Source organism: Micromonospora sp. NPDC127501 (assembly GCF_040302185.1).
Taxonomy (GTDB): Bacteria; Actinomycetota; Actinomycetes; order Mycobacteriales; family Micromonosporaceae; genus Micromonospora.
In genome coordinates, this window is record NZ_JBEORJ010000008.1 from 218499 (window position 1) to 243639 (window position 25141).

At 71.7% G+C, this 25141-nt stretch carries 20 protein-coding genes; 3 read left to right on the plus strand and 17 right to left on the minus strand.

The genetic code is table 11. The features are described 5' to 3' along the window. Positions 1–6 precede the first annotated feature (6 nt). The 10 genes from ABTW72_RS20150 to ABTW72_RS20195 all read right to left on the minus strand — a co-directional run bounded on the left by ABTW72_RS20150 (position 7) and on the right by ABTW72_RS20195 (position 12620). A complete protein-coding gene (locus ABTW72_RS20150; protein ID WP_350860825.1) occupies positions 7–777 on the minus strand; it encodes an ABC transporter ATP-binding protein in 771 nt (256 codons plus the stop codon). After that, positions 777–1520, minus strand: coding sequence for an ABC transporter ATP-binding protein (locus tag ABTW72_RS20155; protein ID WP_350860827.1), 744 nt, complete (start codon positions 1518–1520; stop codon positions 777–779). Before ABTW72_RS20155 ends, ABTW72_RS20150 begins: the two co-directional genes overlap by 1 nt. Beyond that, the gene (locus ABTW72_RS20160) at positions 1517–2536 is read right to left on the minus strand and encodes a branched-chain amino acid ABC transporter permease (RefSeq protein WP_350860829.1); all 1020 of its coding nucleotides are present in this window, start codon (positions 2534–2536) and stop codon (positions 1517–1519) included. The genes ABTW72_RS20155 and ABTW72_RS20160 overlap by 4 nt, the downstream gene beginning before the upstream one ends. Next, a complete protein-coding gene (locus tag ABTW72_RS20165) occupies positions 2533–3429 on the minus strand; it encodes a branched-chain amino acid ABC transporter permease (protein WP_350860831.1) in 897 nt (298 codons plus the stop codon). The genes ABTW72_RS20160 and ABTW72_RS20165 overlap by 4 nt, the downstream gene beginning before the upstream one ends. Then, entirely contained in the window at positions 3426–4619 is a 1194-nt protein-coding gene (locus ABTW72_RS20170; protein ID WP_350860833.1) for an ABC transporter substrate-binding protein, read from the minus strand. Before ABTW72_RS20170 ends, ABTW72_RS20165 begins: the two co-directional genes overlap by 4 nt. A 53-nt stretch (positions 4620–4672) precedes the next feature. Next, positions 4673–5077 carry a roadblock/LC7 domain-containing protein gene (locus ABTW72_RS20175; protein WP_030490280.1) on the minus strand — a complete coding sequence of 135 codons (405 nt, stop codon included), beginning with the start codon at positions 5075–5077 and terminating at the stop codon, positions 4673–4675. Positions 5078–5093: 16 nt separating this feature from the next. Continuing rightward, positions 5094–7493, minus strand: coding sequence for a sensor histidine kinase (locus tag ABTW72_RS20180; RefSeq protein ID WP_350860835.1), 2400 nt, complete (start codon positions 7491–7493; stop codon positions 5094–5096). A gap of 253 nt (positions 7494–7746) precedes the next feature. Continuing rightward, positions 7747–8229 (minus strand): helix-turn-helix transcriptional regulator, encoded by a 483-nt coding sequence (locus ABTW72_RS20185; RefSeq protein WP_350860837.1) that lies wholly within the window; start codon positions 8227–8229, stop codon positions 7747–7749. A gap of 263 nt (positions 8230–8492) precedes the next feature. Next, positions 8493–9785 carry a cytochrome P450 gene (locus tag ABTW72_RS20190; RefSeq protein ID WP_350860839.1) on the minus strand — a complete coding sequence of 431 codons (1293 nt, stop codon included), beginning with the start codon at positions 9783–9785 and terminating at the stop codon, positions 8493–8495. A gap of 480 nt (positions 9786–10265) precedes the next feature. After that, positions 10266–12620 (minus strand): AbfB domain-containing protein, encoded by a 2355-nt coding sequence (locus ABTW72_RS20195; RefSeq protein WP_350860841.1) that lies wholly within the window; start codon positions 12618–12620, stop codon positions 10266–10268. A 255-nt stretch (positions 12621–12875) separates the two neighbouring features. Between ABTW72_RS20195 and ABTW72_RS20200 the strand changes: the two genes are divergently transcribed. The 3 genes from ABTW72_RS20200 to pdxY all read left to right on the plus strand — a co-directional run bounded on the left by ABTW72_RS20200 (position 12876) and on the right by pdxY (position 15880). Continuing rightward, positions 12876–13892 (plus strand): LacI family DNA-binding transcriptional regulator, encoded by a 1017-nt coding sequence (locus ABTW72_RS20200; RefSeq protein WP_350860843.1) that lies wholly within the window; start codon positions 12876–12878, stop codon positions 13890–13892. 164 nt (positions 13893–14056) lie between these two features. Then, on the plus strand, positions 14057–14851 hold the full coding sequence (locus ABTW72_RS20205) for a S1 family peptidase (RefSeq protein ID WP_350860845.1): 795 nt from the start codon (positions 14057–14059) through the stop codon (positions 14849–14851). Positions 14852–15028: 177 nt separating this feature from the next. Further along, positions 15029–15880 carry a pyridoxal kinase PdxY gene (gene pdxY / locus ABTW72_RS20210; RefSeq protein WP_112602567.1) on the plus strand — a complete coding sequence of 284 codons (852 nt, stop codon included), beginning with the start codon at positions 15029–15031 and terminating at the stop codon, positions 15878–15880. A 97-nt stretch (positions 15881–15977) separates the two neighbouring features. Here pdxY and ABTW72_RS20215 read toward each other — a convergent pair whose 3' ends face one another. The 7 genes from ABTW72_RS20215 to ABTW72_RS20245 all read right to left on the minus strand — a co-directional run bounded on the left by ABTW72_RS20215 (position 15978) and on the right by ABTW72_RS20245 (position 25018). Continuing rightward, complete coding sequence (locus ABTW72_RS20215; protein WP_350860847.1) at positions 15978–16310, minus strand: putative quinol monooxygenase; 333 nt, start codon at positions 16308–16310, stop codon at positions 15978–15980. 9 nt (positions 16311–16319) lie between these two features. Next, complete coding sequence (locus ABTW72_RS20220) at positions 16320–19559, minus strand: ATP-binding protein (RefSeq protein ID WP_350860849.1); 3240 nt, start codon at positions 19557–19559, stop codon at positions 16320–16322. Then, positions 19556–20299: a hypothetical protein gene (locus ABTW72_RS20225; RefSeq protein ID WP_350860851.1), complete on the minus strand. Its 744-nt coding sequence runs from the start codon at positions 20297–20299 to the stop codon at positions 19556–19558. The genes ABTW72_RS20220 and ABTW72_RS20225 overlap by 4 nt, the downstream gene beginning before the upstream one ends. Next, positions 20296–21399, minus strand: coding sequence for an endonuclease domain-containing protein (locus ABTW72_RS20230; protein WP_350860853.1), 1104 nt, complete (start codon positions 21397–21399; stop codon positions 20296–20298). The genes ABTW72_RS20225 and ABTW72_RS20230 overlap by 4 nt, the downstream gene beginning before the upstream one ends. A gap of 65 nt (positions 21400–21464) precedes the next feature. Then, positions 21465–22883, minus strand: coding sequence for a WGR domain-containing protein (locus ABTW72_RS20235; protein ID WP_350860855.1), 1419 nt, complete (start codon positions 22881–22883; stop codon positions 21465–21467). Positions 22884–22945: 62 nt separating this feature from the next. Continuing rightward, positions 22946–23905: an acetamidase/formamidase family protein gene (locus ABTW72_RS20240; protein WP_350860857.1), complete on the minus strand. Its 960-nt coding sequence runs from the start codon at positions 23903–23905 to the stop codon at positions 22946–22948. Positions 23906–23995: 90 nt separating this feature from the next. Beyond that, positions 23996–25018: a polysaccharide deacetylase family protein gene (locus tag ABTW72_RS20245; RefSeq protein ID WP_350860859.1), complete on the minus strand. Its 1023-nt coding sequence runs from the start codon at positions 25016–25018 to the stop codon at positions 23996–23998. Positions 25019–25141 lie beyond the last annotated feature (123 nt).

Consider the following 25141-nt stretch of genomic DNA (forward strand, 5'->3'; position numbering starts at 1 on the left):
GGGTGACTACGGGGTGTCGGCCCAGAGCCGAGGGGTCGATCGGTTGGCCGGGGGCGGCGCAACGGCGGCGACACTCAACATCGCCGCCAGTGGGGCCGGATCGCGGCGGGCCTCCGCTGTCGGCCGGTCGTAGACCACCCGGCCGTACTCCAGCACCGCCACTCGGTCCGCGAGTTCGATGGCGTGCTGGAGTTGCTGCTCCACGAGCAGCACGGTCAGGCCGTCGGCGGCGAGACCGTTGACGAGTTCGCGGACCCGCGCCGCCAGATCGGGCGAGAGCCCCTCACATGGTTCGTCGAGCAGCAGCACCCGGGGTTGGCCGAGCAGCGCACGGGCTATCGCCAGCATCTGCTGCTCGCCGCCGGAGAGTTCGCAGCCGCGGTGGCGCAGCCGAACCGCCAGCCTCGGCAGCAGTTCCAGGGTCCGGGCGACCGTCCAGCCCTCGCCGCCGGAGGTGCGGGCCCGCCACGGTGCGGCCGCCAGGTGCAGGTGCTCGGCCACTGTCAACCGGGAGAAGACCCGTCGGCCCTGCGGGACGAGACCGACGCCGGACTGGGCGATGCGATGTGGTTGTCGGCCGGCGACGTGCACGCCGCCGATCTCGATGCGACCGCTGGACGCGCGCACCAGCCCGGCGATGGTGTGTACGAGCGTGCTCTTGCCCGCCCCGTTGCGTCCCACCACGGCCTGGATGCTGCCCGGGCGTACCCGCAGGCTGACCTCGTGCAGGACGGTTCCCCCGCCGTAGCCGGCGCAGAGACGATCCACAGTGAGCATCAGGCCACCCCGTCGGCGTAGGCCTGCCGCACCAGCGGCGAGGTACGGATCTCGTCCGGTGTGCCGGCGGCCAACGTCTGACCGTCGCGTAGCACCGTGACCGTGTCGGAGAGCGCGTACACCAGGTCCAGTCGGTGTTCGACCAGCAACACGGCGACCGCCCTGGGCAGCGCCTGGAGCAACTCGACCAGCCGGCCGACCTCGATGGCGGATAGCCCGGCCGCCGGTTCGTCGAGGAGCAGCAGGCGAGGGCGGCCGGCCAGGGCCATGGCGATCTCCAACTGGCGTCGTTGCCCGTGCGCGAGGTGCCCGGCGGGCACCGCCGCGACGGCGGTGAGTCCCATCTGCTCCAGCAGCGGACCGGCCAGGCGCTGCGCGGCGCGTCGGCGTCCGCCCGGCCACCACCGGCGGCCCACGAGGACCCGGGGCAGCGCGGCCACCACGACGTTCTCCGTCGCGGTGAGCGTGGGAAAGACCGCGGGGCGTTGGTGGATGCGGTTGATGCCCCGCCGGGCCCGGGCCGCCGGGCCGAGCCGACCGACGTCCCGTCCGTCGAAGCGCACCGTGCCGCGTTGCGGCCTGGTGGATCCGCCGAGCACGTTGAGCAGGGTCGTCTTGCCGGCCCCGTTCGGGCCGATCAACGCGTGCCGCTGGCCGTCGTGGATGCGCAGGTCCACGCCGTCGAGTGCGGCGAGCGAGCCGTACCGCACGCTGATCTCCTGGGCTTCCAGCAGGCCGGTCATCGGTGCAGCTCCGCAACGGTGGTCTGATCATGGAGGGCTGAAGGGTCCGGCTGTCGTGCCGGGGAGCCCGGCGGGCGCAGCCGACCCCGGGCCCGGTCGACGCCGGTGGGCAGCAGGTAGACCGTCGCCACGAACAGCGCGCCCAGCACCAGTGGCGCGTGGCCGGGCAGCACCCCGAACAGCCAGTCCCGGACGGCGATGACCAACGCCGCACCCACCAGGGCGCCGCCCACCGAGGCGGTGCCTCCGATGACGACACCGAGCAGCAGCAGCGCGGACGTGTCGAAGCCGAAGTCGGCGGGGGAGATGTACTGCTGGGCGACGACCAGGAGCGAGCCGGCGGCACCGGCGATCGCCCCGGCGGCGATGTGCGCGCCGGACAGGTGCAGCGCCACCCGGTGACCGCTGGCCCGCAACCGCGTCTCGTCGTCGCGGCCGGCACGCAGCACCAGCCCGGCCCGGGTACGCAGCAGCACCAGCACCGCGCCGACCAGCGTGGCCACGACGACCAGGGCGTACAGGTAACGGGCCTGATCGCTGGCCAGGGCCGGCAGCCCCCAGAACGGGCGGACCGCGGGGATGCCGGCCAGCCCGTCCGTGCCACCGGTCACCGACCGCCACCGCCCGAGGACGATGACGACGAGTTCGCCGATCGCCAGGGTGATCATCAGGACGATCACCCCTCGGGCGTGCACGACGAGCGGCACGGTGAGCGCGGCCACCAGCGCCCCGGCGGCCGCCGCGACGACGAGCTGCACGACGCCGACGTCGGAGACTCGGCTGCCGACCACGGCGCAGGCGTAGGCGCCCGCCGCGTACGGTGCGGTCTGGCCGAGGGTGGGCATGCCGGCGACGCCGGTGAGCAGCGCCACGCTCACCCCGACCAGGGCCAGCGCCAGCGTCCGGGCGAGGATCGACGTGGTGTAGTCGTCGACCACCCAGGGCGCCACGACCAGGCCGACCAGGACGAGCGCCGCGATGCCGCCCCGAACTCGCCGGATCACCTCACCCCTCATGCCGCCCTCCACCTGCCGGCCAGGCCACGCGCCCGCACGGCCAGCACGGCCGCCATGGCGGCGAACAGCAGAAACGGCGCGGCGGACGGCAGCAGCGCCACACCCAGCGTCTGGATCTCGCCGATCGCGAGCGCGGCCAGCAGGGTGCCCGCCATCGACCCGAGACCACCGAGGACGACCACCACCAGGGAGAGCAGCAGCACCGTGTCGGCGGTGCCCGTGCCGGGGCCGATGATGGGCGCGCCCAGGACCCCGGCCGCGCCGGCCAGCGCACCGGCGGCGGCGAGCACACCGGCCCGGATCCGTGCCGGACTCACGCCCAGACAGGCGACCATCTCCGGGTCGTCGACGGCCGCCCGGACCAGCATCCCGGCCCTGGTGCGTCGCACCACCAGGTAGAGGGCGGCGGCGAGCACCGCCGCGACGACGATGAACACCAACCGGTACGCGGCGTAGCGGTGACCGGCGACCGTCACCGATCCCTCCAGGGCTGCGGGCACCTGGACCTGCGGGTTGTCGGGTCCGAAGCCGGCGACGAGCAGGCTGCCGCCGGCCAGCGCCACACCGAACGTCAGCAGTGCCTGACTCAGGTGATTGCCGGCGGCGACCGGTGTGAGCAGGCCGGCCAAGAGCACCCCCGCCGCGGCGGCGGCCAGCACACCGACGGCGAGGGCCAACGCCAGACTCGCCCAGCCGCCGTCGAGCAGCGCCGCGGCGGTGTATCCGCCGATCGCGTAGAGCAGGCCGTGCGCCAGGTTGAGGATGTTGGCGACGCCGAAACAGAAGACCAGGCCCGACGCGGCGACGAACACGAGCAGCCCGTAGGCGACTCCGTCCAACGCTGGGATCAGGTACGGGTCGATCCGGTTCGTGCCGGCCGCCACCGCTGTCACCGGCCGACGGTCGCGAGGTCGCCCACGACGGTGTTGGACAGCGCCCGGCCGTCCTGGCGGACCTGCCGCAGGTACCACTTCTGCACGGGGGAGTGTGTGGTGGTGGAGAACTGCCAGGTGCCGCGCGGGCTGGCGATCTGGCCGAGTTGGCCGATGGCCGTGTTGATGGCCTCGGGGGTCGGGTCGCTTCCGGCGGCGCCGATCGCCCGGTCCAGCACCGCCGCCGCGTCGTACGAGGCCAGCGCGTAGGTCGTCGGTGAACCGTCGTGCTTCGCCTTCCACGCGGCCACGAAGGCGCGGTTCTCCGCGTTGTCGAGGTCGGGCGAGTAGTTGAGCACCGAGTAGATGTCCCGGGCGGCCTCGCCCTGCGCGTTGAGCACCCCGCCCTCGGTGAGGAAGCCGGCCGCGTACAACGGGATGTCCTTGATCTCGGACTGCGCGTACTGCTTCACGAAGTCGACGGCGGCGCTGCCGGCGTAGAAGGTGTAGACGGCCGCCGCGCCGGAGGCCTTGATGCGGGCGAAGTACGGGAGGAAGTTGGTGGTGGCCGGGAACGGCGTGAAGGTGGTCTTGCCGTCGGCGTTCGCGAGCTTCCCGCCGATCTTGCCGAACGCGTCGGTGAAGCCGCGCAGCTCGTCCCAACCGCCCTGGTAGTCCGGGCCGATCGCGTACACGGAGCCCTTCACGTTGTCGCGGACGTGCTGGGCGATCGCCGCCCCGGGCTCGTCGGAGAGGTACGAGGTGTGCCAGACCCGGGAGACGTCCTTGAGCTCCGGGCGGCCGTTGGAGCCGACCAGTGGCACCTTGGTCTCGTTGAGCACGGGGGTGACTCCGGCGACCGAGCCGCCACCCACGATGCCGGTGAGCGCGGACACCCGGTCCTGCTTGAGCAGCTTGGTCGCCGCCGGAACCGCGGTCTGGGCGCCGTTGCCCTCGTCCGCGACGATGAGGTCGACCTGCCGGCCACCCAACTTGCCGTCGTGGGTGTCCAGGTAGAGCTGGAAGCCGTCGCGGATTTCCGTACCGACCGCCTGGTACGTCCCGGACAGCGAGGCGAGCAGGCCGATCTTTATCGAGCCGCCGGCGCTCGTGCCCGGAGTGTCGTCGCCGCAGGCCGTGCTGGTGGTCAGCACGGCGGCGAGCAGCGCGGCGGTGAAGGCACGGCTGCGCCAAGGCGTGGTGAAAGGCATGTCTGACTCCAGAGGAAGGGGAAGGGGTCTCCGGCGTGGGGGCGCCGGGGTGGTCAGCGGCTGCGGGCGAGCGCCGCTCGGGCAGCGGGGGTCAGCGCGTCCCCGATGCGGTTGGCCAGCTCGGTCATCTCGTAGGAGACCTTGCCCACGTCACACTCGGGCGCGGCGAGCACCAGCAGCGAGGCGCCGTCGTTGAAGGCCATGGAGAACATGAACCCGCCCTCGAGCTGGGTGACGTTGGAGATCACCGCGCCGGCGTCGAAGAAGGCCGCCGCCCCCCGCAGCAGGCTGACCAGACCGCTGCCCGTGGCGGCCAACTGGTCGGCCCGGTCCGGTGGCAGGTCGCGGGTGGCGGCCACCATCAGGCCGTCGCTGGAAATGGCGATCGCGTGGCTGACCTCGGTCGCGCGCGCCGCGAAGTTGTCCAGCAGCCAGCCGAGATCCTGTTGGTCGGTCACGTGCTCTCCTGTCGCGTCACTTGTTGCCGAGGTTGATCGGGGTACGCCGTCGGTTCGCCACGCCCCGCGCGTACGCGGCCATCGCCGTCGCCACCTGCGCCGGGTCGCGGTACTCGGACCGTTGCTGCTGCTGGGGCACTGTCACACCGCCGGGCACGAGGTGCCGTTGCGGCTGTCGTTTGGGCAGGCCCGAGTTGGTGGTCGTGGCGACCTCGGGGGTGTGCGCCTGGGCGGCCGTACGCCAGGCGTCGTCGGCGGGGCTGGACCACTGCTGGCCGTTCTGGCCGTTCTGGCCGTCGACGACGTCGTTCTGGAACCAGTGGTTGACCTGTTCGAAGATGAGCAGCTCCTCGGTGGGTGCGTCGCCCCGGTCCGGGGGCGCGGGAGCCGGTCGGAAGACCGGCGCGGCCGGCAGGGTCCGTTCGGCCGGCGGGCGTCCGGCGGTGGGTTCGAGGCGCGGCTGGTAAGGCGGCGGAGGGCTGGACGTCCGCGCTGCCCGCCGCGACAGCCGGCCGGGTGCGAGCAGGTACTCCTCCGGTGGCAGCGACCGGATGATCGCCGCGGGCAGTGTCGCCTCGGCGAGGATGCCGCGGCGGGGGCCGCGTCGTAGTTGGACGGTGGCGCCCAGCCGGGCCGCGAGCTGGCCCACGACGACCAGCCCCATCGCCCGTACGGCTGCCACGTCGATGGCCGGTGGGCGGGCCAGCAGCTCGTTGAGTTGCTGCATCCGCTGCGCGGACAGCCCCACGCCCTCGTCGCTGATCTGGACGATGACGCGGTCTCCCAGGCTCCGGCCGCTCACCCAGGTCTCGCTGCCCGGCGGCGAGTACGTCGTGGCGTTGTCCATGAGTTCGGCGAGCAGGTGCACGACCTCGTCGACGGTCTTGGCGGCCACCGCGACGTCCCCGTCGATCATGCCGAGTCGGACCCGCGCGTAGTGCTCGATCTGGGACAGCGCCGCCTGGAGCACCTGTTGCAGCGGAACGTCGCGCTGACGTACGCGACCCACGCCGACACCACCGAGCACCAGCAGGCTGGCGTTGATCCGGCCCATCCGGGTCGCCAGGTTGTCTAGTGTGTACAGCTGGTCGAGCCGGTCGGGGTCGGTCTCGTCCCGCTCGACGAGGTCGACCTGGGCCAGGACGGCGTCGACAAGTCGCTGTTCGCGGCGGCTCAGGTGGATGAAGATGTCGGCGGTGTTGGCGCGCATGACCGCCTGTTCGGCGGCGGTGCGCACGGCGGCCTGGTGCACGGCGCTGAACGCCTGACCCAGTTCGCCGATCTCGTCGTCGCTGGACGGTTCGAGGGCGGCACTGGACTGCTGGTGGGCCAGCTTCTGTGGGTCGACGGTGGCGCTGCCGGGCTGTTGGAGCTGGGCCACCACGGCGGGGAGCTGTTCGAAGGCCACGGCGTTGGCCGCGTCCCGTAGCCGGCGCAGCCGTCGGGTGATCTGCCGTGCGACGGCCCAGGTCACCAGAGCGGTCAGGATCAGGGCCAGGAGGACGCTGGCCGCCTCGGCGACGGCCCGGCGGCGCTGGTCGGCGTGCGCGGCCCGAACGTCGTCCTGAACCGCGTCGTCGACCCGGGCGCGCAGGTCGGCCAGCCGGGCGGCGCGGGTCTGGGTGGTGGAGACCCAGGCGTCGGTCTCCAGTTTCAGTTGCGACCCCGGCTGGGCCCGGGACACCTCGTCCTGCATCCGTTGCAGGGCGAGTGCCTCCTTGCCGGTGCCGGCCTGCTCCCACCAGATGCTCCAGTCAGGTGGGGCCAGGGCCAGGAACGACAGGCTCGACTCGGTGTAGCTGGTGCGGGCCGCGGTGATGTCCTGCTGCATGGCCGGGGTCAGTTCCCCGCCCGCGACGGCGCGCAGCACGGCCACCTGTTGCTGACCGATGGCCTCGGCCGTCTTCGACAGCGCCGCCGAGGCCCGGATCCCGTCGGCGAGCGGGGCGTCCACCACGCCGTGTGAGACGTTCTCCCGGAGACTGATGAGGTCGGCGATCGCGATGCGGTAGCTGAAGGTCATCGCCGACACCGACGCGTGCGTGGCGGTGCGCACCTGGGTCCGCAGCGGGGCGAGGCCGTCCAGGGCCGCGTCGATGCGCCGCAGGAGAGCCGAGCTGGTGCCGTTGTCGGTGGGCAGTCGGTCACGCTGCCCGCGGTAGCGGACAACGGCGTCATCGGTGGCGGCCATCTCCACGCTGAAGGCGTCCTGCTGCTCCGGCCGGGCATAGGTGAGCAGGTCGGCGGCGGCGATGCGTTCGCGTTGCAGACGGTAGGCCAGGTCGCCGGCCTCGGCACCGACCTGCGCCAGTATCTGAAGGTCGCTGGCGCGGGCTGTCTGGCGTGCGCTCTCGGTCAGCGCGAGACCGGCGAAGCCGATCACGGCGACGAGCGGGGCCGCGACGATGAGCCGCATCCGGCCGGCAATCTTCCAACCGCGTCGACGGGTCGGGTAGGGTCTGGCCGCGTGGGACCGGGTGCTCGACGCCAAGATTGACTCCCACGACTCGTCGATGACGGTCTATCCGCACGTTGCCGAATGCAAGTCCCATTCGGCCGGAAGCCGCGCTCGTAGACCAGACCTGGCCGTGGTACAAACTGCCCGTACCAGTATCTGTACCCAACGTCAGCGACCGGTGACGCCCCGGGGTCGGGCTGGATTCGTCGGGTCAGCGCTGGTTGTCGAGGGGTTCGGCCGACGGGTGCCGCCGCTCCGGTTCATCCGCTTCGGGCTGACCGTTGAGCACCTGGCCGATCAGCTCGCGCAGCTCGTCGATCGCGTCCACCACGGCGCCCGGGTCGCGCGCGTCACGCCGTCCGCGCTGTCGCGGCACCTGCCGATCCAGTCGAGCCGGTTCCGGCGCGCGGGGGCCTCGGCGGCCGTCGGCGGCCAACTGCTCGGCCGCGACCTGCGGCCACAGCGCGGCCAGCCGGCCGCCGGTGTCGAGTACGTCATCGCAGCGCAGTGCGAACTCGTGGCTGCCGAACCGGCGACCTGACTCGACCGCCGCGACCGTCTCCCGGCTGAACCGCACCAGGTCCGCCAGGGCTCGTTGGGTCAGGCCCCGTTGGACGCGGCAGTCGCGCAACTCCCGTCGGAACCGCTGACTGGCCGCAGAGTGCGCCGAGCTCGACGGGGACGTGTGCTCCATGCGCTCACCTTCGTGGAACGGACATTCAGCGGCGGACACCAGATCGAGATTGGCCGATGAGCTGAACATTCACAGAGGGCAATTCTTAACCCATGACGCGATGGGTGTGAAGACGTTCACCGGCATGGATCGTCGGGAAAGCGGGAAAGGTGCGTGCCGGACCCGGTGCCGGCGCTGAGGCGCGCCGGGTGGAACGGGTCGACGTCGGCCGCACTGCGCCCTCGACCCGTCCGCAGGTCAGCACCGCTGATGCCCGTGCCCGCTCAGGCGGCGTGCACTTCGGCCGTCGCGCCATCCCGTGCCGCCGGTACGTCCGCGGGTGCCGGAACGTCGATTATCGCCAGCAGCGTACGGTGCGCACGAAACGCGACATTGGGTTTGTACGAGCGATGTTGCTCCGGTGACAGCCTCAGCCCGGGAATGGCTTCGGCGAGTCGGCTGAGGGCGGTTCCGGCTTCCAGTCGCGCCAATCCCGCACCGATGCAGAAATGTGGACCGTGGCCGAACGACAGGTGATTGCCCGCATCGGCCCGGTGTGGGTCGAACCGGTCCGGGTCATGGAACGCCGCCGGGTCCCGGTTCGCGGCTCCGATCAACAGCAGGCAACGCGCCCCGGCGGGGATCGTCACCGCCCCCACTGTGGCATCCCGGGTGGTCACCCGCAGCCAGCCGTCGATGGCGGGCGCGAACCGTAGCGTCTCGCCCACGAAGGCGGGGACGAGCCCCGGGTCCGCGGTGATCGCCGACCAGCGCTGGGGAGCGGACAGGGCCTGATCGAGGGCGTGCGCGAGCAACCCGGCGGTGGTCTCGTGGCCCGCGACCAGGAGGTTGAAGGCGAGGCTCGCCACCTCGGGCACCGTCAGCACGCTGTCGTCGTCGTCCCGGTAGTCCAGGGCACGGCTGATGAAGTCCTCGCCCCGGTGTCCACTGTCCAGCCGTTGGCGGACGAGGTCCTCGCAGTAGTGCCAGAACTCCAGCAGGCCCTGGGCCAGGCGTACCTGCTCGGCCGGGTCCGGCTGCCCCCAGATGAGGGCGATCTGGCCGTCCGCCCAACTCCGGATGCGCCCGATGTCGGCGTCGGGCACCCCGAGGATGTCCAGGACCACCAGCAGGGGAAGTTCAGTCGCGAACTCCGGGATCAGGTCGACCTGATCGCCCTGGCGGGCGGCGAGACGGGACACCAGTTGGTCGACCCGGCGTCGGATGATCTCCCCGTACTCAGCCTCGACCCGCTCGGCGGTGTTCGCGAAGATCGCCCGTAGGGCCCGCCGGGTGCGCGGGTGCTCCGGTGGGTCCGCAGCGGCCGTCGTGGGTGGCGCGTCGATCTGCATGATCACGTTCAGTGCCGGTGGACACACCTCGTAGACCGGGGCGAGGGTGAGGGCGTTGGCGAATGTCGTGACGTCGGCGAGGGCCCGCCGGACGTGTGCGTGTCGGCTGATCAACCACAGGCCCAGATCCTCGGCGTAGTGCACCCCGTCGGGATCGTCGAGAATGCGCCGCCACATGCTCGCCGGATCGGTGAGATAGAGCCCTGTGAACGGATTCAACCGCATGGAAAGCCTCCTGATGCACGCGGCGCGAAACCGGCAGCGCCTCCATTTAGCGATCCACTTCAGTCGGGCCGATAATGGCGCGCATCTGCCTCTGGCTCTTTACGGTGCGCTGGCCGGCCGCGCAAGTCAAGATTGGTGTCTGTCTATTTATTAGCCGGCCTAATTGCGTGTTGCAACAGCGGAGCGAACTTGGCCAGATGCAAGTTGCGGCGCGGTCCTTGCCCTGAAGTCGACCCCGCCGGACGGTGCAATCAACTCGCCGCTTTCGCTCATGACCGGGGAAACGACCCCCGAGACGACGAGTGACGCCGGAGTCCGGTCACCGACCCCGACGGAAGGCACCGGCGCTGACGGAAGGGGCCGAGCCCCGGGTGGGCGGAGCCGGTCCGCGACACACCGTCCACGTGTCGCGGGGGTCCCGGCCCACGCCGGAACCCCCGCGCTTCTTCTTGTCGGAACGGCCAGGTCAGCGGGCAGCGGTCAGGGCGCCCACGGAGCGGCGATGTTCCAGGTGCTGTCGGCGGTCCACGACGTCGGCGTGTTGTACGCGTCGCCGCCGGCGCCGTTGCTGAGCCAGACCTCCGCGTTGTAGTGCCGCAGGTACCTACCGCGGAAGTTGTACGACTCCAGCGACACGCCGGCGCCGGTCAGCCCGGTTCGGGCGCACCAGGTGGCGTCGGCGCGCAGCAGCGCTGAGCCGTCGTCCGGCGAGTTGCGGACCCGGGAGTTCTGGTGGCGCAGGTACTGCCCGGGAAAGTTGACCGACTCGAACGAGTAGCAACCGGCACCGGCCAGACCGGGCCGGATGGTGTACGTGGCGTCGGCCTTGAGCAGGCTGGAACTCGCGGCGTCGACCACCTCCGTGTAGGCCAGGCTGTCCTGATGGCGTAGGTAGCGGTTGGTGAAGCCGGGCGTGGTCACCTGCAACGACCGGCGGGTGTTGACCGGCAGGGCGACGGGTGCCGAGCTGCCGATGGCCTTCGAGGCGTTGATCAAGGCGGTGTTGGCGGCGCGTACCCGCGCCTGGTCCATCTTGATCACCTGTCGGTCGTAGGTGAGGAACCCGTTCAGCTCACCCTCCAGGTCGGTGATCTCGGTGTAGATCGAGGCGCTGAGCCCCTTGCCGAGCATCAGGTTCTGGGTGCCCTGCACCAGCCCCACGTACCGGTCGGTGAGGGCGGTCGAACTGGACTGCCACTCGTACGCGAAGAAGCTGCCGCTTGGGCTGTACTCGTGGCCCGGCGTGTGCAGGCCCAGGCCGCCGAACTCACCGAGCACCGCGATCCGGCTGCTCGACGGTACGGGGGAGTCCGGGCCGAGGTAGACATGCCAGTCGTCGATGTCGCCGTTGCCGGGGTTGCCGAGGGACTGGCAGCAGTTGTGGCCGCTGTGCGGGTTGACCAGACGTGTCGGATCCTGGTTCTTGATGTTCTGTGCGACCCGCCGGGTGTCGGCGAGGGACCGCTCGCCCCAGCCCTCGTTGTAGGGCGTGTACGCGATCACGGCGGGGGAGCTGCGGTGCTCGTCGACGATCTCGCGTGCCTCGGCCTCGAACTGCGCCTGCTGGGCGTCGGTGGGGTTGACGTCCTGTGCCGTCAGCGACGGGATGTCCTGCCAGACCAGCAGGCCGAGCCGGTCGGCGTGGTAGAACCAGCGCTGCGGCTCGACCTTGATGTGCTTACGCACCATGTTGAAGCCCAGGTCCTTGTGCTTCTGCAGGTCGAAGGCGAGGGCGGCGTCGGTCGGCGCGGTGTAGAGCCCGTCCGGCCAGAAGCCCTGGTCGAGGGTGCCGACCTGGAACACGAACTGGCCGTTGAGCTTGGGGCGCAGCACCCCGTTGGCCAGGCCGGTGGTGATCTCCCGCATGCCGAAGTAGTGCGTGGTCCGGTCCACTGTGGCGCCGGTGGCACCGCGCAGTGTCACCCGGAGGTTGTAGAGGAACGGGTCGTCGGGTGACCAGCGGCGGGCGTTGGGCACCGGCACGCTGAAGTTGGTGAAGCCGCCGGTGGCCGAGCCCACCACTGTGGTTCCGTTCAGCGCCTCGGCGAGCACGCTGTGGCCGCTCACGTCGCCCCGGGTGAAGACCCGGACCCGCAGTGTGTTGTTGCTCAGGTTCGGGTAGACGTCCACGCTGCTGATCGAGGCGGCGGGCACCGGCTCCATCCACACGGTCTGCCAGATGCCGGAGCTGGGGGTGTAGAAGATCCCGCCAGGTGTCTTGGTCTGCTTGCCGATGGCGGGCAGGCTGCCGTTCTGCCGGGTGTCGGTGGGATCCCAGACCTTGACGACGATCTCGTTCGTTCCGGTGGTGAGCTGGGGTGTCACGTCGAAGGTGAAGGCGTCGTAGCCGCCGGTGTGCGCGCCGACGCGGACGCCGTTGACCCAGACGGTGCTCTGCCAGTCGACGGCGCCGAAGTGCAGCAGGGTGCGCCGTCCCGACCAGTTCGCCGGGATGGTGACGGTGCGCCGGTAGAACAGGTAGTTGCGGTTGTCGTTGGCGGCCCGCTGGATGCCGGACAGGGCGCTCTCCACCGGGAAGGGCACGTTGACCCGCTCGGGCAGGTTGGTGCCGAACTGCGGGGCGTCGTCGGTCGTCGACTGGCGTAGCTGCCACTCGCCGTTGAGGTTGAGCCAGTCCGGCCGCGTCATCTGGGGTCGCGGGTACTCGGGCAGTGGTGTGCCGGCCAGCGCCTGGCTGGTCCAGGGGGTGGTCAGTGGCGGCGTCTTGGCCGGTGCGGCGTACGCCGACGAGGCGGGCGCGGCGAGAACGCCGGCGACCAGGGCGATGGCGAGCAGCAGTGGCAGGGCGGGGCGGATGGGGACGTGACGTGTCATGCCGTCTCCGGGGGAGGAGTCGCCGCGGGCGGTGCAGCCAGGCCCGAAGCGCGTGGGTGGTGGGCATCGGGTGGTCATTGACGGGGGACGGGCGTCAGCGACGGATGTCGGTGGGATCTCCACGCGCCAACGGTGACCGGCATATTGACATCCATCATCACCTGTATAACGTTATAGAGCCGCGCCGACCCTCCCGTCAATGCTTGTTCGTCAATGTCCGGTCGGCCCGCCGGTCGAACTCGCGAGAGGTTGGGGATGGGCGTCAACCTGAAGGACATCGCCCAGCGCGCCGGTGTCTCGCTGGCCACGGTCTCGAACGTGGTGAACGGGTACCGGCCGGTGGGGGAGCGGACCCGACAACGGGTGCAGCAGGCGATCGACGAACTCGGCTACAGCCCCAATCTCGGCGCCCGGCATCTCCGTCGGGGCCGCACCGGCCTGATCGCCCTGGCCGTCCCGGAACTGACCAATCCGTACTTCGCCGAACTCGCCGAGATCGCCATCGCCGAGGCCGCCGGGCTCGGCTACACGCTCGTCATGGAGAACACCGCCGCGGACCGGGAGGCGGAGCTGGCGCTCCTCGACGGCTCGCGACAGCGCATCATCGACGGCCTGATCCTCAGTCCGGTGCGAATCGGCCGGGAGGAGGTGCTGGCCCGGACGGCCGGCAGCCCGCTCGTGCTGATCGGCGAGGGCGTCTACGACGTGCCACACGACCACATCGCCATCGACAACGTCGCCGCCAGCCACGCGGCGATCCGGCATCTCGTGGCGATCGGCCGCCGCCGGATAGCGTTCATCGGCGCCACCCCGGGCGGTGACCGACAGTCGGCCCACCTGCGGGTCCGGGGTTACCGGGAGGCCCTGGCGGCCGCCGGCCTGCCGTACCGACCACGGTTGGTCGCCGGCACCGACGCGTTCGGTCGGCTGGACGGCATGCGCGCCATGCGTGACCTGCTCGCCCTCGGTGACCCGCCGGACGCGGTGTTCGGCTACAACGACCTGGTCGCCATCGGCGCGCTGCGGGCCCTGGCCGAGGCCGGTCACCGGGTGCCCGAGCACGTCGCGGTGGTCGGGATCGACGACATCGAGGAGGGGCGGTTCACCGCCCCGACCCTCACCACGATCGCACCGGACAAGAGGGAGATCGGCCGTCTCGCGGTGCGTCGCCTCATCGCCCGCATCGAGGGCGCGGAGGTCGCGGGGCCGCTGACCGTGCAGACACCGTTCCGGCTTCTCCGCCGGGAGAGCACCGGCACGCCGGACGCCTGACCACCGAGTGGCCCACGAGCCCCGCGACGCGCCGCGCGAGATCCATACCGCCGGTGGTACGACCCAGAGAGGATGACCCGCTAGATCCATAATCCTCAATATGATGACCGCTATCTCGACTGCGGTGCGCTCACGAGGCGTGCCATCCTGATGCGGAGGAATGCATGGTTCGCTGGCGTACCCTCACTGGCCTGCTGGCCACCGCGTTGGCCGCGGTGACCGCGGCCAGCCTCACCCTCACCGCGCCGGCCGCCGCGGCCGACAGCCCCGTGACGCCGACCGTCGTCGGCGGCACCCGCGCCGCTCAGGGCGAGTTCCCGTTCATGGTGCGACTCTCGATGGGCTGCGGCGGGGCGCTGTACAGCCCCCGGCTGGTGCTCACCGCGGCGCACTGCGTGGGCGCGACCGGCACCAACACCAGCATCACCGCGACGCTCGGGACGGTCGACCTCCAGTCGTCCAGCCGGATCACCGTCCGGTCCAACTACGTCTACCGTGCCCCCGGCTACAACGGCGCCGGCCGCGACTGGGCGCTGATCCGGCTGGCCAGCCCCGTCACCGGGCTGAGCACGCTGCCGATCGCCAGCACCACCGCGTACGACAGTGGCACCTTCACCGTGGCCGGCTGGGGCGCCGCGCGCGAGGGCGGCGGCCAGCAGCGGTACCTGCTCAAGGCGAACGTGCCGTTCGTCAGCGACTCCATTTGCAACGCCAACTACGGCGGGGATCTCATCCCCGCCCAGGAGATCTGCGCCGGCTACGCCAGCGGCGGCACGGACACCTGCCAGGGTGACTCGGGCGGCCCGATGTTCCGCCGCGACGCCAGCAACGCCTGGATCCAGGTCGGCATCGTCAGCTGGGGCAACGGCTGCGCCCGGCCCAACTACCCCGGCGTCTACACCCAGGTGAGCTACTTCGCCTCGTCGATCGCCTCGGCCGCGGCGAGCCTCGGCGGCTGACCGTACGACGGGACGGCCAGCCAGCGCGCCGGCCGCCCCGCCACCGCTCGGGCGGCCCGGACGACACGGTCCGGGTCGCCCGTTGGTGCCGTCCCGCCGGGCGGGCGGCGAGTGGGCCACCCGACAGATTCGGCGGGCCGTCCCTGCGCCGCCGGCCGCAGCGGCGATGATGTGCCGGTGAAGATCCTGTCCATCCAGTCGTCGGTCGCCTACGGTCACGTCGGCAACTCGGCGGCGGCCTTTCCGCTGCAACGCCTCGGGCACGAGGTCTGGCCGGTCCTGACTGTGCACTTCTCCAACCACACCGGGTACGGCGCGTGGCGGGGCCCGATGCTTCCGGCGGCGGACGTGGCCGAGGTGATCGCGGGCATCGAGGACCGCGGTGTCCTCGGCAGCGCCGACGCGGTGCTCTCCGGCTACCAGGGCGACCCGGCCATGGGCGCGGTGATCCTGGACGCGGTGGCGACCGTGAAGGCGACCAACCCGGCCGCGGTGTACTGCTGCGACCCGGTGATGGGCGACGCCGGTCGGGGCATGTTCGTCCGACCGGGGATTCCGGAGTACCTCCGGGACACCGTCGTGCCCCGCGCGGACATCATCACACCGAACCACTTCGAGCTGGACTTCCTCGCCGGTCGCACCACGAACTCGCTGGCCGAGGTGCTCGACGCGGTCGACGTGGTGCGCGCGACCGGGCCACGGCACGTCCTCGTGACCAGCGTGCTCCACGGCGACCTGCCGCCGGACTCGCTGGAGGTGGTGGCCGTCTCCGACGAGGGCGCCTGGGCGGTGACCACGCCGCTGCTGCCGATCAACCCGAACGGTGGGGGCGACGTCACCGCGGCGCTGTACCTCGCCCACCTGTGGACGACCGGCTCACCCGCGACCGCGCTGGAACGCACCATCGCCTCCGTCTACGCCGTGCTCGAGGCGACTCTCGCGGCGGGCACCCGGGAGATCCAGCTGATCGCGGCGCAGGACGTCATCGCCGACCCACCGGCCCGCTTCACCGCCCGCCGGCTGCGCTGACGGCAGGTCGCGGACCCCGGACCGGCTGCGCTGACGACGGTCGCTGACCCCGGACCGGCTGCGCTGACGACGGTCGCTGACCGCGGACCGGTGGCGGTCAGCGACCCTCGGGAACGGCCATCTCGCCGAGCAGCGACCAGCCCTCCTGCGGCACCGTGGCGTTCACGATCCGCGGGGTCTCGGCCAGGTGCGGCGGCAGGGTCTCCTGGGCCGTGCGGAAATGCGCGGACTGGACGTGGGCCGCGCCGGCCTGGTCGTCGCGGAACGCCTCGACCAGCACGTACTCGGTGGGATCGTCCACGCTGCGGGACCAGTCGAACCACAGGCAGCCCGGCTCCGCCCGGGTCGCCTCGGTGAACTCGGCGGCGATCTGCGGCCACCGGTCGGCGTGCTCGGCCAGGACCCGGAACTTGGCGGTAATGAAGATCATGGCCCCAGGCTACCCAGCCGGGCGGGCGCGGGCGACGACCTCCTCGGGGGTCAACGGTGCCTTCGGGTGGTGCGTCAGGCACAGCGGGGTGCGGACCTTGACGAACGAGAACCCCTCCCCGGCCGCGTAGAACTCACCGCTGTTGAGCAGGCCGATGTCCGGCAGTCGCCCGCCCTTGGCCTCGGCGAGCTGACGCGCCGCGTCGATCTGCGCCGGCGCGTTGAGCAGCCCGAAGAACTGCGTCGTCGCGTTGCCGGAGATCTGGTTGTGCAGACCCTTGGGCGCCTGGGTGGCGAAGACCAGCCCGAGCCCGTACTTGCGGGCCTGCGAGGCCAACGCGATCGAGCTGGCGGTGCAGGCCGTGGTGCCGGTCGAGGGCGCGAGCGTCTGCGCCTCGTCCATCACGAACAGCCCGCCCAGCGGTCGGTCACCGGCGGGGTGCCGCTTGATCCACGCGAAGAGCGCCATCTGCAACTGGTTGACGAAGCTCTGCCGCTCCTGGTCGGAGGTGAGGCCGACGAAGCTGATCACCGACACCCGGGCCCGCCGCCCCGCCGACGGCGTCAGCAGCAGCCCCGGGTCGGCCGGCGCGCCGACCCCGCCGAAGAGCGGATCGGTGACCATCGCCGCCTTGAGCGCCTCGGCCAGCTCCTCGGCGAGCTTCCCGGCGCGGGCCAGCCGACTGACGCCCTCGGGCAGATCGGTGAGGAACTCGGTGAAGCCGGGCAGGCCGACCATCCCGCTGCGCGCGTACGCCTGGAGGGCCTCGGTGAGGACGGCCTTGCCCTGCTGGGCGAGCCGGCCGGAGCGGTCCACGCCCGCTCGTGGCGCGAGCGCCTCCACGGCGGAACGGACGGCCTGGTCGAACTCGTCGGGCCAGTCCCGCAGGGAGGTGAAGTCGGGCAGCGGCTGGAAGCTCAGCGGCCGACCGGCGGTGACCCGGGGCGTCCACACCACCACCTCGGTGTGTGCGAGGTAGTCGGCGGCGCGTTCGGCGTCGCCGGGGCCCCAGCCGCCCGGCGGCTCGGGCCACGGGTCGCCGAGCCGGGCCAGGTCGTTGTTGGGGTCGAGCACGATCGCGGAGACCCCCTCGCGGGCGCACTCCTCGACCAGTCGGCGGATCAGCACGGTCTTGCCCGAGCCGGACCCGGCGAACACGACCGCGTGGCGGCGCAGCGACTCCAGGGGAACCGTGAAGGGGTGACCGCCGTCGACGGTCCGCCCCAGCCCGACGGCCCGACCGCCCTCGCCGACCACGAGGTCGGCCGGGTCAGCGGGTACGGGCTCGGCCGCGGTCGACAGGCCGGCGGGGACGTCGGCTTCCGACACGCTGGTCGGGTCGGATTCGGGGCCACTCGGCGGTGGCTCGTCGTCGGGCGTCGGCGGCTGGGCACCGCCGCGTGTCTCGTCGGGCCCGGGCAGGACCGCGCGGAACAGCTCGGTGCCGCTGGCCGGACGACGGGCCACCAGCCACTCCTGCAAGGCAGTGGACGGTTCGGCCGCCATCACTCGCAGCGCCGCGAAGACCCGCAGGTCCGCCTCCGGCACGGCACACCGCACGCCGCCGGCCGCGTCGAAGCCGGTCAACACCTCGGTCGTACGCTTCCCGGTCGGCCACGGACCGTTGCGCAGCAGGATCAGCCGCCGTTGTGGCAGGTCCCGGTCCAACCCTGCGAGGGTGCAGGCGGCCTTGACCCGGGCGGTGGCGGCGATGGCATTGGGGTGTGCGATGGCCCGGAAGCACCAGTGCGCCTCGTTCTCGGTGGCCTCGTCGAGCACCTCGATGAGCCGCCCGTGCAGCGCGGGCTTGCGGCCGGGCGGCGGATCGTACTTGTAGGTGGCGCCGGTCGGCGCTTGCTCGGCGATCCAGGCGGCCAGGCCGGCGGCGAGCAGCGGCGGCATGTGCTCGTCCTCGCTCTTCGGGTCGACGGCGGCCGACACGTCCGCGGCCTCGACCAGTTCGGCGAACCGCGCGTCCAACTCGTGCAGGCGGCGCTCGTCCCTCGTCGGATCGGCGGAACCACCGCGGACGGTGCTGACGGTCGGCGTCGAGTCGGCGCCGTCGATGAGCCGGTCCAGCTCGACCACCTCGTCGCGATCACGGCACCAGGCGATGTGGCGGTCCACCCGGCGCAGCAGGGCGCGTGGCGTCAGGGTGGGTGCGTCGGCGAAGGCGGCGGGGGCGATCGGCCAGGTGGGGTGCGGTGGTCCGAAGTACATACCCGCGAAGGCGGCGGCGAGGCGCTTCGCCACGATGGCCTGCCCGATCTCCGGGGTGGGGATCCGGTCCGGCAGGGTCGCCGTACGGAAGCGGTCAGCGACCGGGGTGGGCGCGGTGCGGGTCATCAGCACCCAGGTGTCCGGCAGGCACGAGACGACGACGAGCGTGCGGCGGGTGATGTCGCGGAGCTTGAGCAGGCCGTCGGCGATCGGGCCGAGCACCTTGGCCTGGCCGTCCTCCAGCCCCTGATGCTGATTGAGCAGTGAGGTGCTGGTCTGGGCGAACAGCGTGTCGAGCTGGTCCACGGCGATGACGGTGGGGTCCAGGGTCAGGGCCATCAGCCGGGAGATGTCCTGCACGACCTGCTGCGGGGTGCGGATAACGCCGCTCAAGCCCCACGCCGCGCGTGCGGCCGGGTCACCCGGTTCGGAGATCAGGTGGGCGTAACCGACGTCCTGTGCCTCGAAGTCGATGGCACCGTGCAGGACGAGCGCCCGCGCGGTGTCCTGGGCGTCCCGCCCGACCTCCCGGTCACGCTCGCGCAGCGCCCAGATGAAGGTGTCGAGCTGCGCACGGGTCACCGGTCGGGCGCCGGCGACGGCGTCGCGGACCTCCACCGGCAGGCCGAGCTGAGGGGTGAGTCGACGCAGGAAGGTCTTCAACTGGGTGCCCCAGCCGACGTGGGGGCGGCCCATCCCCTCCACCAGGGCCAGGGCCACGCTCTCCCAGAACGTCTTGCCACTGACCATGTCGACCAGGAAGAAGTAGCCGCCGTCGCCCTGGATCCGTTCGCGGACCGCCCCGAGCAGGTGCGTCTTGCCGGCGCCCGCGCGGCCCTGCATGGCCACGCCGAGCGGCATGCTCGTGTCGTCGGTGCGGGCCCGCGCCACCCCGCGCAGGATCTCCGCCGCCACCTTCTCGTGCAGCTCCGGCACGTTGTGCGGGCTGGGTCGCCAGACGTCGTCCGGGGTGACCGCCGGGTTGAGACTGACCGCTTCCAGCGCGGCCCGCTGGTCGTCCGAGATCATGCCGGGCCGATCGCCAGGGCGTGGTTGTCCTCGTTCCCGATGCGGACGGCCGCGGCCCGGTCCCGTGCGGTCAGTGACTTGGTGTTCGCCACCGGGATGATGCGGACGTCCTCCCGGCCGACCATCGCCCGCAACGCCGCGTCGAGGGCGGCCCGATCGGTGTCGGCGAGCCGGTCCCGAACGTCGGCGAGGCCGACCCAGGCCCCCGGCGCGGTGGCCAGCTCCCGGTACGCCGAGCGAACCAGTGCCTCCACCTCCGCCGCCGACACCGGTGCCGCCGTTGCCGGTGCCGCCGACACCGGTGCCGCCGTCGTCGCGGTCGCCGTGGGTGCCGGTGCTTCCTGTCGCGGCTCGCCGGTCGCCGGGTCGGCTGTCGCCTCGGTCTGCTTGAAGAAGTCGCCGTGGCTGACCCGGAGCCGGTCCAGCGAACGGTGCAGGTTGGACAGGACGACGAACAGGGACCGCGTCGTCGAGCCACCCTGCTTCGGCGGCGCGGCGGTGTGCAGCTGACGTGCCACCCGCCAGCCCTGCTCGGTCAGCTCGTGGGCGAAGGGCCGGTGCGTCCGATCGGTGTCCACCAGGCCCAGGTCGACGAGCTTCTTGTTGTCCTTGCCGGTCAGCGTGAAGCCGGCCAGCTCTTTCAGCTCGACGTTGGTGAGTCGGCGTGCCTCGACCATCAGCACCACGAGGGCGTTGATCTGGTTCGGCGTCAGGTGCGGGACGTCCGCCGGGCTCGTCATGATGTCTCATCTCCGTGGGGGTGCGTGCCGCCCGCGCGTCGCCGGGCCAGCAGCCGACGGATCCCGTCGACCACCGCCGGCGCGTCGGTGAGCACCTGCTCGTTGGTGAAGCGGAGCACGTCCAGCCCGAGGAGTTGCAGCTGTACGTCTCTCCGCCGGTCGCTGGCGAAAGCGATTCGCCCACGATGCTCCGGGCCGTCCACCTCGACCGCAAGACCCTCCGCGGGCCAAAACAGATCCAGACGGTACGCCGTGGCCAGCACGTGCCACTCGTAGGTCTGGTTCCACCGCCGGCCCCGCGCCCAGTCGTGGGGCGCGAGCGCGCGTTCCAACGCCTGCTCGGCGGCGCTGTCACGGCGGGGCACGCCCGCGATCGGCGGCCAGGCCAGCACCGTCGACTCCGGCTCGGCGACGAGGGCCGGAAGCCGTTCGGTCGTGCTGGCCAGCCCGGCGAATCGCGCCGGCACCGGCATGGGCACCGAGCGCACCCGGTCGGCGTGGCGCAGTGGCCCGCCGGCCAACCACACCGTGAAGCCACCGTGCCGCACGAGCCACTCGGCGCCGGCCACCAGCGTCCGCTCGGCGTCGGCATCGGCGTCGGGCAGGGCCACGACGAGTACGCAGCTCTGCCGGTCGTACGCGTCGGCGATCGCCCGGGCGAGCCCAGCGGCGCGTACCCCCGGGGCGAAGCGGGACCGGCCGCCGGGGTGGTGCGGGCCGCGTAGCCCTCGCTCGGCGAGGTCGGCCAGGAACGGGCCGAAGTGCCGTGAGCGGGCGGCGGTACGGGCCGCGAGGGCCCGCACCGCCGCCACGCCGAGCGTGCCCTCGCTGTCGACCTGGTCGGCCCCCGCCAGCCAGCGGGGGAACATCGCGAGGGCCGCGGTGTCCAGTTGGTCGAGCACTGTGTCCACGAGGTCACCGAGAGGACCTGTCACAGTGGGCCGGTAGTGCACGATCGCGGGTGCCGCCGGTGGTAACGGGTCGAGTGCCACCCGCAGCAGCTCCGGGTCGATGCCCGGCAGGTGACTGACTCGCCCCGTCAGCGGGGCAGCCCACCAGGCCCTGCTGGCGTCGCCGTTGGCCCGGCCGGGGTGCGCCATGGCGGCACCCTACGACACGGACGGCGCGCCCGGGACCCTTCGGTGCGAGGCGGTGCGCTCGCGGCTCAGCGCAACCGGCGGATGTCGCCGTACGCGCGGTAGTAGCCACCGCGGCTGGACTCGCGCACCTCGGTCACCAGGTAGCGGGCGCCCGGCTCGCGAATCCCCTTGGGGAACTGCACCGACCAGTCGCGCCGGTAACCGTCGGAGAGCACCTGAACCCGCAGCCGCCCCCGATCGTCCAGGCACTGCACGACCACGCCCGCGCCGGAGTCGCTGGTCACCTCGACGATCGTCGGCTGCACCGGTTGGGGCGCCTGGCGTGGGGCCTTGATGTCGCGTACCTGGGGCACGTTCCCGGCCTGCGCCGCGCGGATCGCCGGCTCGCTCGCGTCGATGCAGGCCAGATGGCCGCCGGTGGTGACGACGTAGAGCCGGTCGTCGTGGTACTGCATGGAGTACGCCGAGCCGCAGCCGGTGCCGAGCTTCCACAGACGGGTGCCCGCCGCGTCGAAGCAGTAGATCGAGGACTGGCTGTCACCGGCGAAGACGAATTCGCCGCCCTCGGCGGTGGCGCAGGAGAAGACCGGGGCGTCGCACAGGTAGGTGCGTTCGAGGCGACCCGACTTGGACAGCCGCACCACCTCGCGGCTGCTGGTGCCGGCGAACACACTGCCGGGCTCCTGCCAGCCGAAGAGCACCGAACCGGTCCTGGTGTGCCACAGTTCGCTGCCGGTACGCCATTCGTAGCCGGTTACGCCCTGCGAGTGGCCGTGGTAGATGGCGTCGTCGTCGCACCGCACCATCCAGGCCGAACGCCCCCGCCCGGGGCGACGCCACAGGAACTCGTCCTCGTGGTCGACGGCGGTGATTCCGCCGTCGGCGTCGGAGACGCCGAGGACGCCGTCGTGGATGTCCAGCCAGTAGATGTCGATCTCCGGGGCGATCGCGTACGCCACTCGCGGCACCTTGCCGGACAGGTCGTAGACGTTGCCGTCGTCGCAGCCGGCGTAGATCCACGCGTCGTCGGCGACGATGCACTTCACTCCGTCGGGAAGGCGGACCTGGCTGCGCACCTGGGCGTCGTGGTCGAGCGTGGTGATGACCCCGTGCTCGTTGCCGACCATGCAGTGCTGCCCGTCGACGAAGATGCCGAAGGCGGGGGCGCCGGAGTCGTAGCGCCAGAGCACCGGGGCGGTGTGGGCGGTGGAGCGGGTGCTCACGATCTGCCGCCGCGACACTGTGCGCTTCTGGCGGACGCCGGGGACCGCCGGCGCGTAGCCCTTGCGGACCTTCTCCCCGATCTTCTTCGCCGCGGCGGCCCGGGCGCGGGCGTTGTCCGGATAGGCGCTGGCCTTGACCTGCCCCTGGTCGCCGATCCGGCCGTAGCGCACCGTCAGCGTGGCGTTGTCGACGATGACCTCGTAGAACTTGTGCGCACCGTCCACTTCGGACAGTTCGAGGTAGGTCGTCTCCTGGGACATGGGGGGCCTCCGAGGGTCAGCGAGCGGCGCGATCCGGCCGGCGCGGCGACAGTGACCACACGTTAACGGCGCCCCCCGACAGATTCGGCGTCCGGCCAGCGCAGCGCGTCGTCGCGGAGCACCGCGTGCGCGCCGACGCTCTGGTTGACGATCTGCGTCACCCGCACGTCGACCGCGATGCTGGCCAGCGCCACCGCGTCCGCGCGGCTGAGGCCGTGCAGCCGCTGCATCAGGGTCAGCATCGAGTCCAGGGCGGTGAACGTGGCGTCGTCGAGGGAGGCGCCGACGCCGAGGGTCAGCCACGCGTCGGGGGTACGGGCAACCGGGCCGGTGACCGGAAAGTCGTCGCGTACGTCGAAGGTCAACGTCACCTCGTCCATCGGACACTCGATCGCGGTGCCGCCGATCTCGCCGTCACCCTGTGCGGCGTGCCCGTCCCCGACGGAGAACAGCGCGTCGTCCACCGGGATCGGCAGCAGGAGGGTGCTGCCGGCGGTGAGGTCCCGACAGTCCAGATTGCCGCCCCAGGGGCGCGGTGGAATCGTCGAGTGAAGCCCCGGCTCCGCGGGTGGCATGCCGAGCACTCCCATGAAGGGTCGCAGCGCGATCGTGTGGCCGTGCTGGTTGCGACCGGTCATCGTCACCGGGTCCAGCGCCCAGGCGTGCACCACCGGTTGATCCTGCACGCCGTAGCGCTGGTTGAACCCACTCGGCCAGCCGCCGGCCACTGTGGTTCCCCAGCTGCCCGGGACGACCGCGTCGATGCGTACCGCGAGGGTCTGGCCAGCGCGCGCACCGCGGACCGCGACCGGACCGATCAACGCGTGCCCGTGGTCGGGCCGGTGCTGCGCGACCCGGGGCCGGTCCCGGTTCGGCCCGCCGGGGTACGGACCGGCGGACCACCAGCAGTCCAGGGTGCGATAGGTGACGGTGTCGCCGGGGTCGATGGTGAGCACCGGCGGGAAGTCGGGGGAGAAGTGGCCGTGCAGGCTGTCGTCCCCGGGCGTGAGGGTGTGTCGCATCAGTGCAGGCTAGTGGCCATGCGCGGCGGGCAGGTAGGTGCGCGGTGGGTGCCGGGCGCACCCACCGCGCACGACTCAACCTCGGCGATGTCAACCCGAGGTGCAGGAGCGGATCTGTGGGCGGGCGCTGCTGTTGCCGTTGGTCATCGTGGTGAAGCCGAAGGTGTTGCCGCTGCCGTTGGACCGCATGGTCATGACTGTGCCGCTGCTGTCCCAGGTGGCGGTGCCGTTCCAGATGGTGGTGACCCGCTGCGGCGAGGTGATGGCCACGACCACGGTCCACGTGCTGGCGCCGCTGACCGTCACCGACGTGTTGTACCGGTCACCCCAGACGTTGGGGGTCGTGGCGGTGGCGGTGCAGGTGCCGCCGGCGGGCGGTGGGGTGGTGGTGGGCGGCGGGGTGGTGCCGTCGGGCGCGACGGCGCGGCCGGTGGACGGCGAGATCATGCCGGGGCACAGGTTGCGGCTGGTCAGGTTGGCCACGATCTGGGGGATGGCGTCGCGGGTGTTCTGGATCCCGTCGTGCATCAGGATGACCTGCCCGGCTTGGAGTCGGCTCGCGTTGGCCACGATCTGGCTGACGCTGGCGCCGTTCCAGTCCTGGGAGTCCACGTCCCAGATCACCTGGCGCATGCCCAGTGACGACGCGACGGACTGCAGGGTGGAGTTGGTCTCGCCGTAGGGCGGCCGGAACAGTGTCGGTCGGCTGCCGGTGGCCGACTGGATCGCCGAGCTGGTCTGGGAGAGGTCCGACTGCATCTGGGCCTGGCTCATCGAGGTCATGTGGGCGTGGTTCCAGCTGTGGTTGGCCACCCACATGCCGGCGGCCACCTGTGCCTGCGCGGCCGACCGGTTGTTCTGGACGTTCTGCCCGACGTTGAACATGGTGGCCCGTACGCCGTTGGCGCGCAGCACGTTCAGCAGCGCGCTGGTGCTGCCGGTCGGACCGTCGTCGAAGGTGAGGCCGACGTAGCCGTTGCAGGTGGCGGCGCTCGACGGGGTCGAGGTGGCCGCGAGGACGACGCCGCACATGGCGACGGCGGTGGCGAGGACGGCGAGCGCCGCGCGCAACCGCCTGGACCACAGGGCCGTGCGGGGGAAGAGCCTGCTCATCTGGTGCCCCTTCGCGCAGGCCCGGACGCGCCCCGGGGCGGGCAGCACAGTCCGGACAGGTGTGGATGAGTGGGTAGGCGGAGCGGAAACCGTAACGAAGCCGATCGCATTGACCTCAATGGA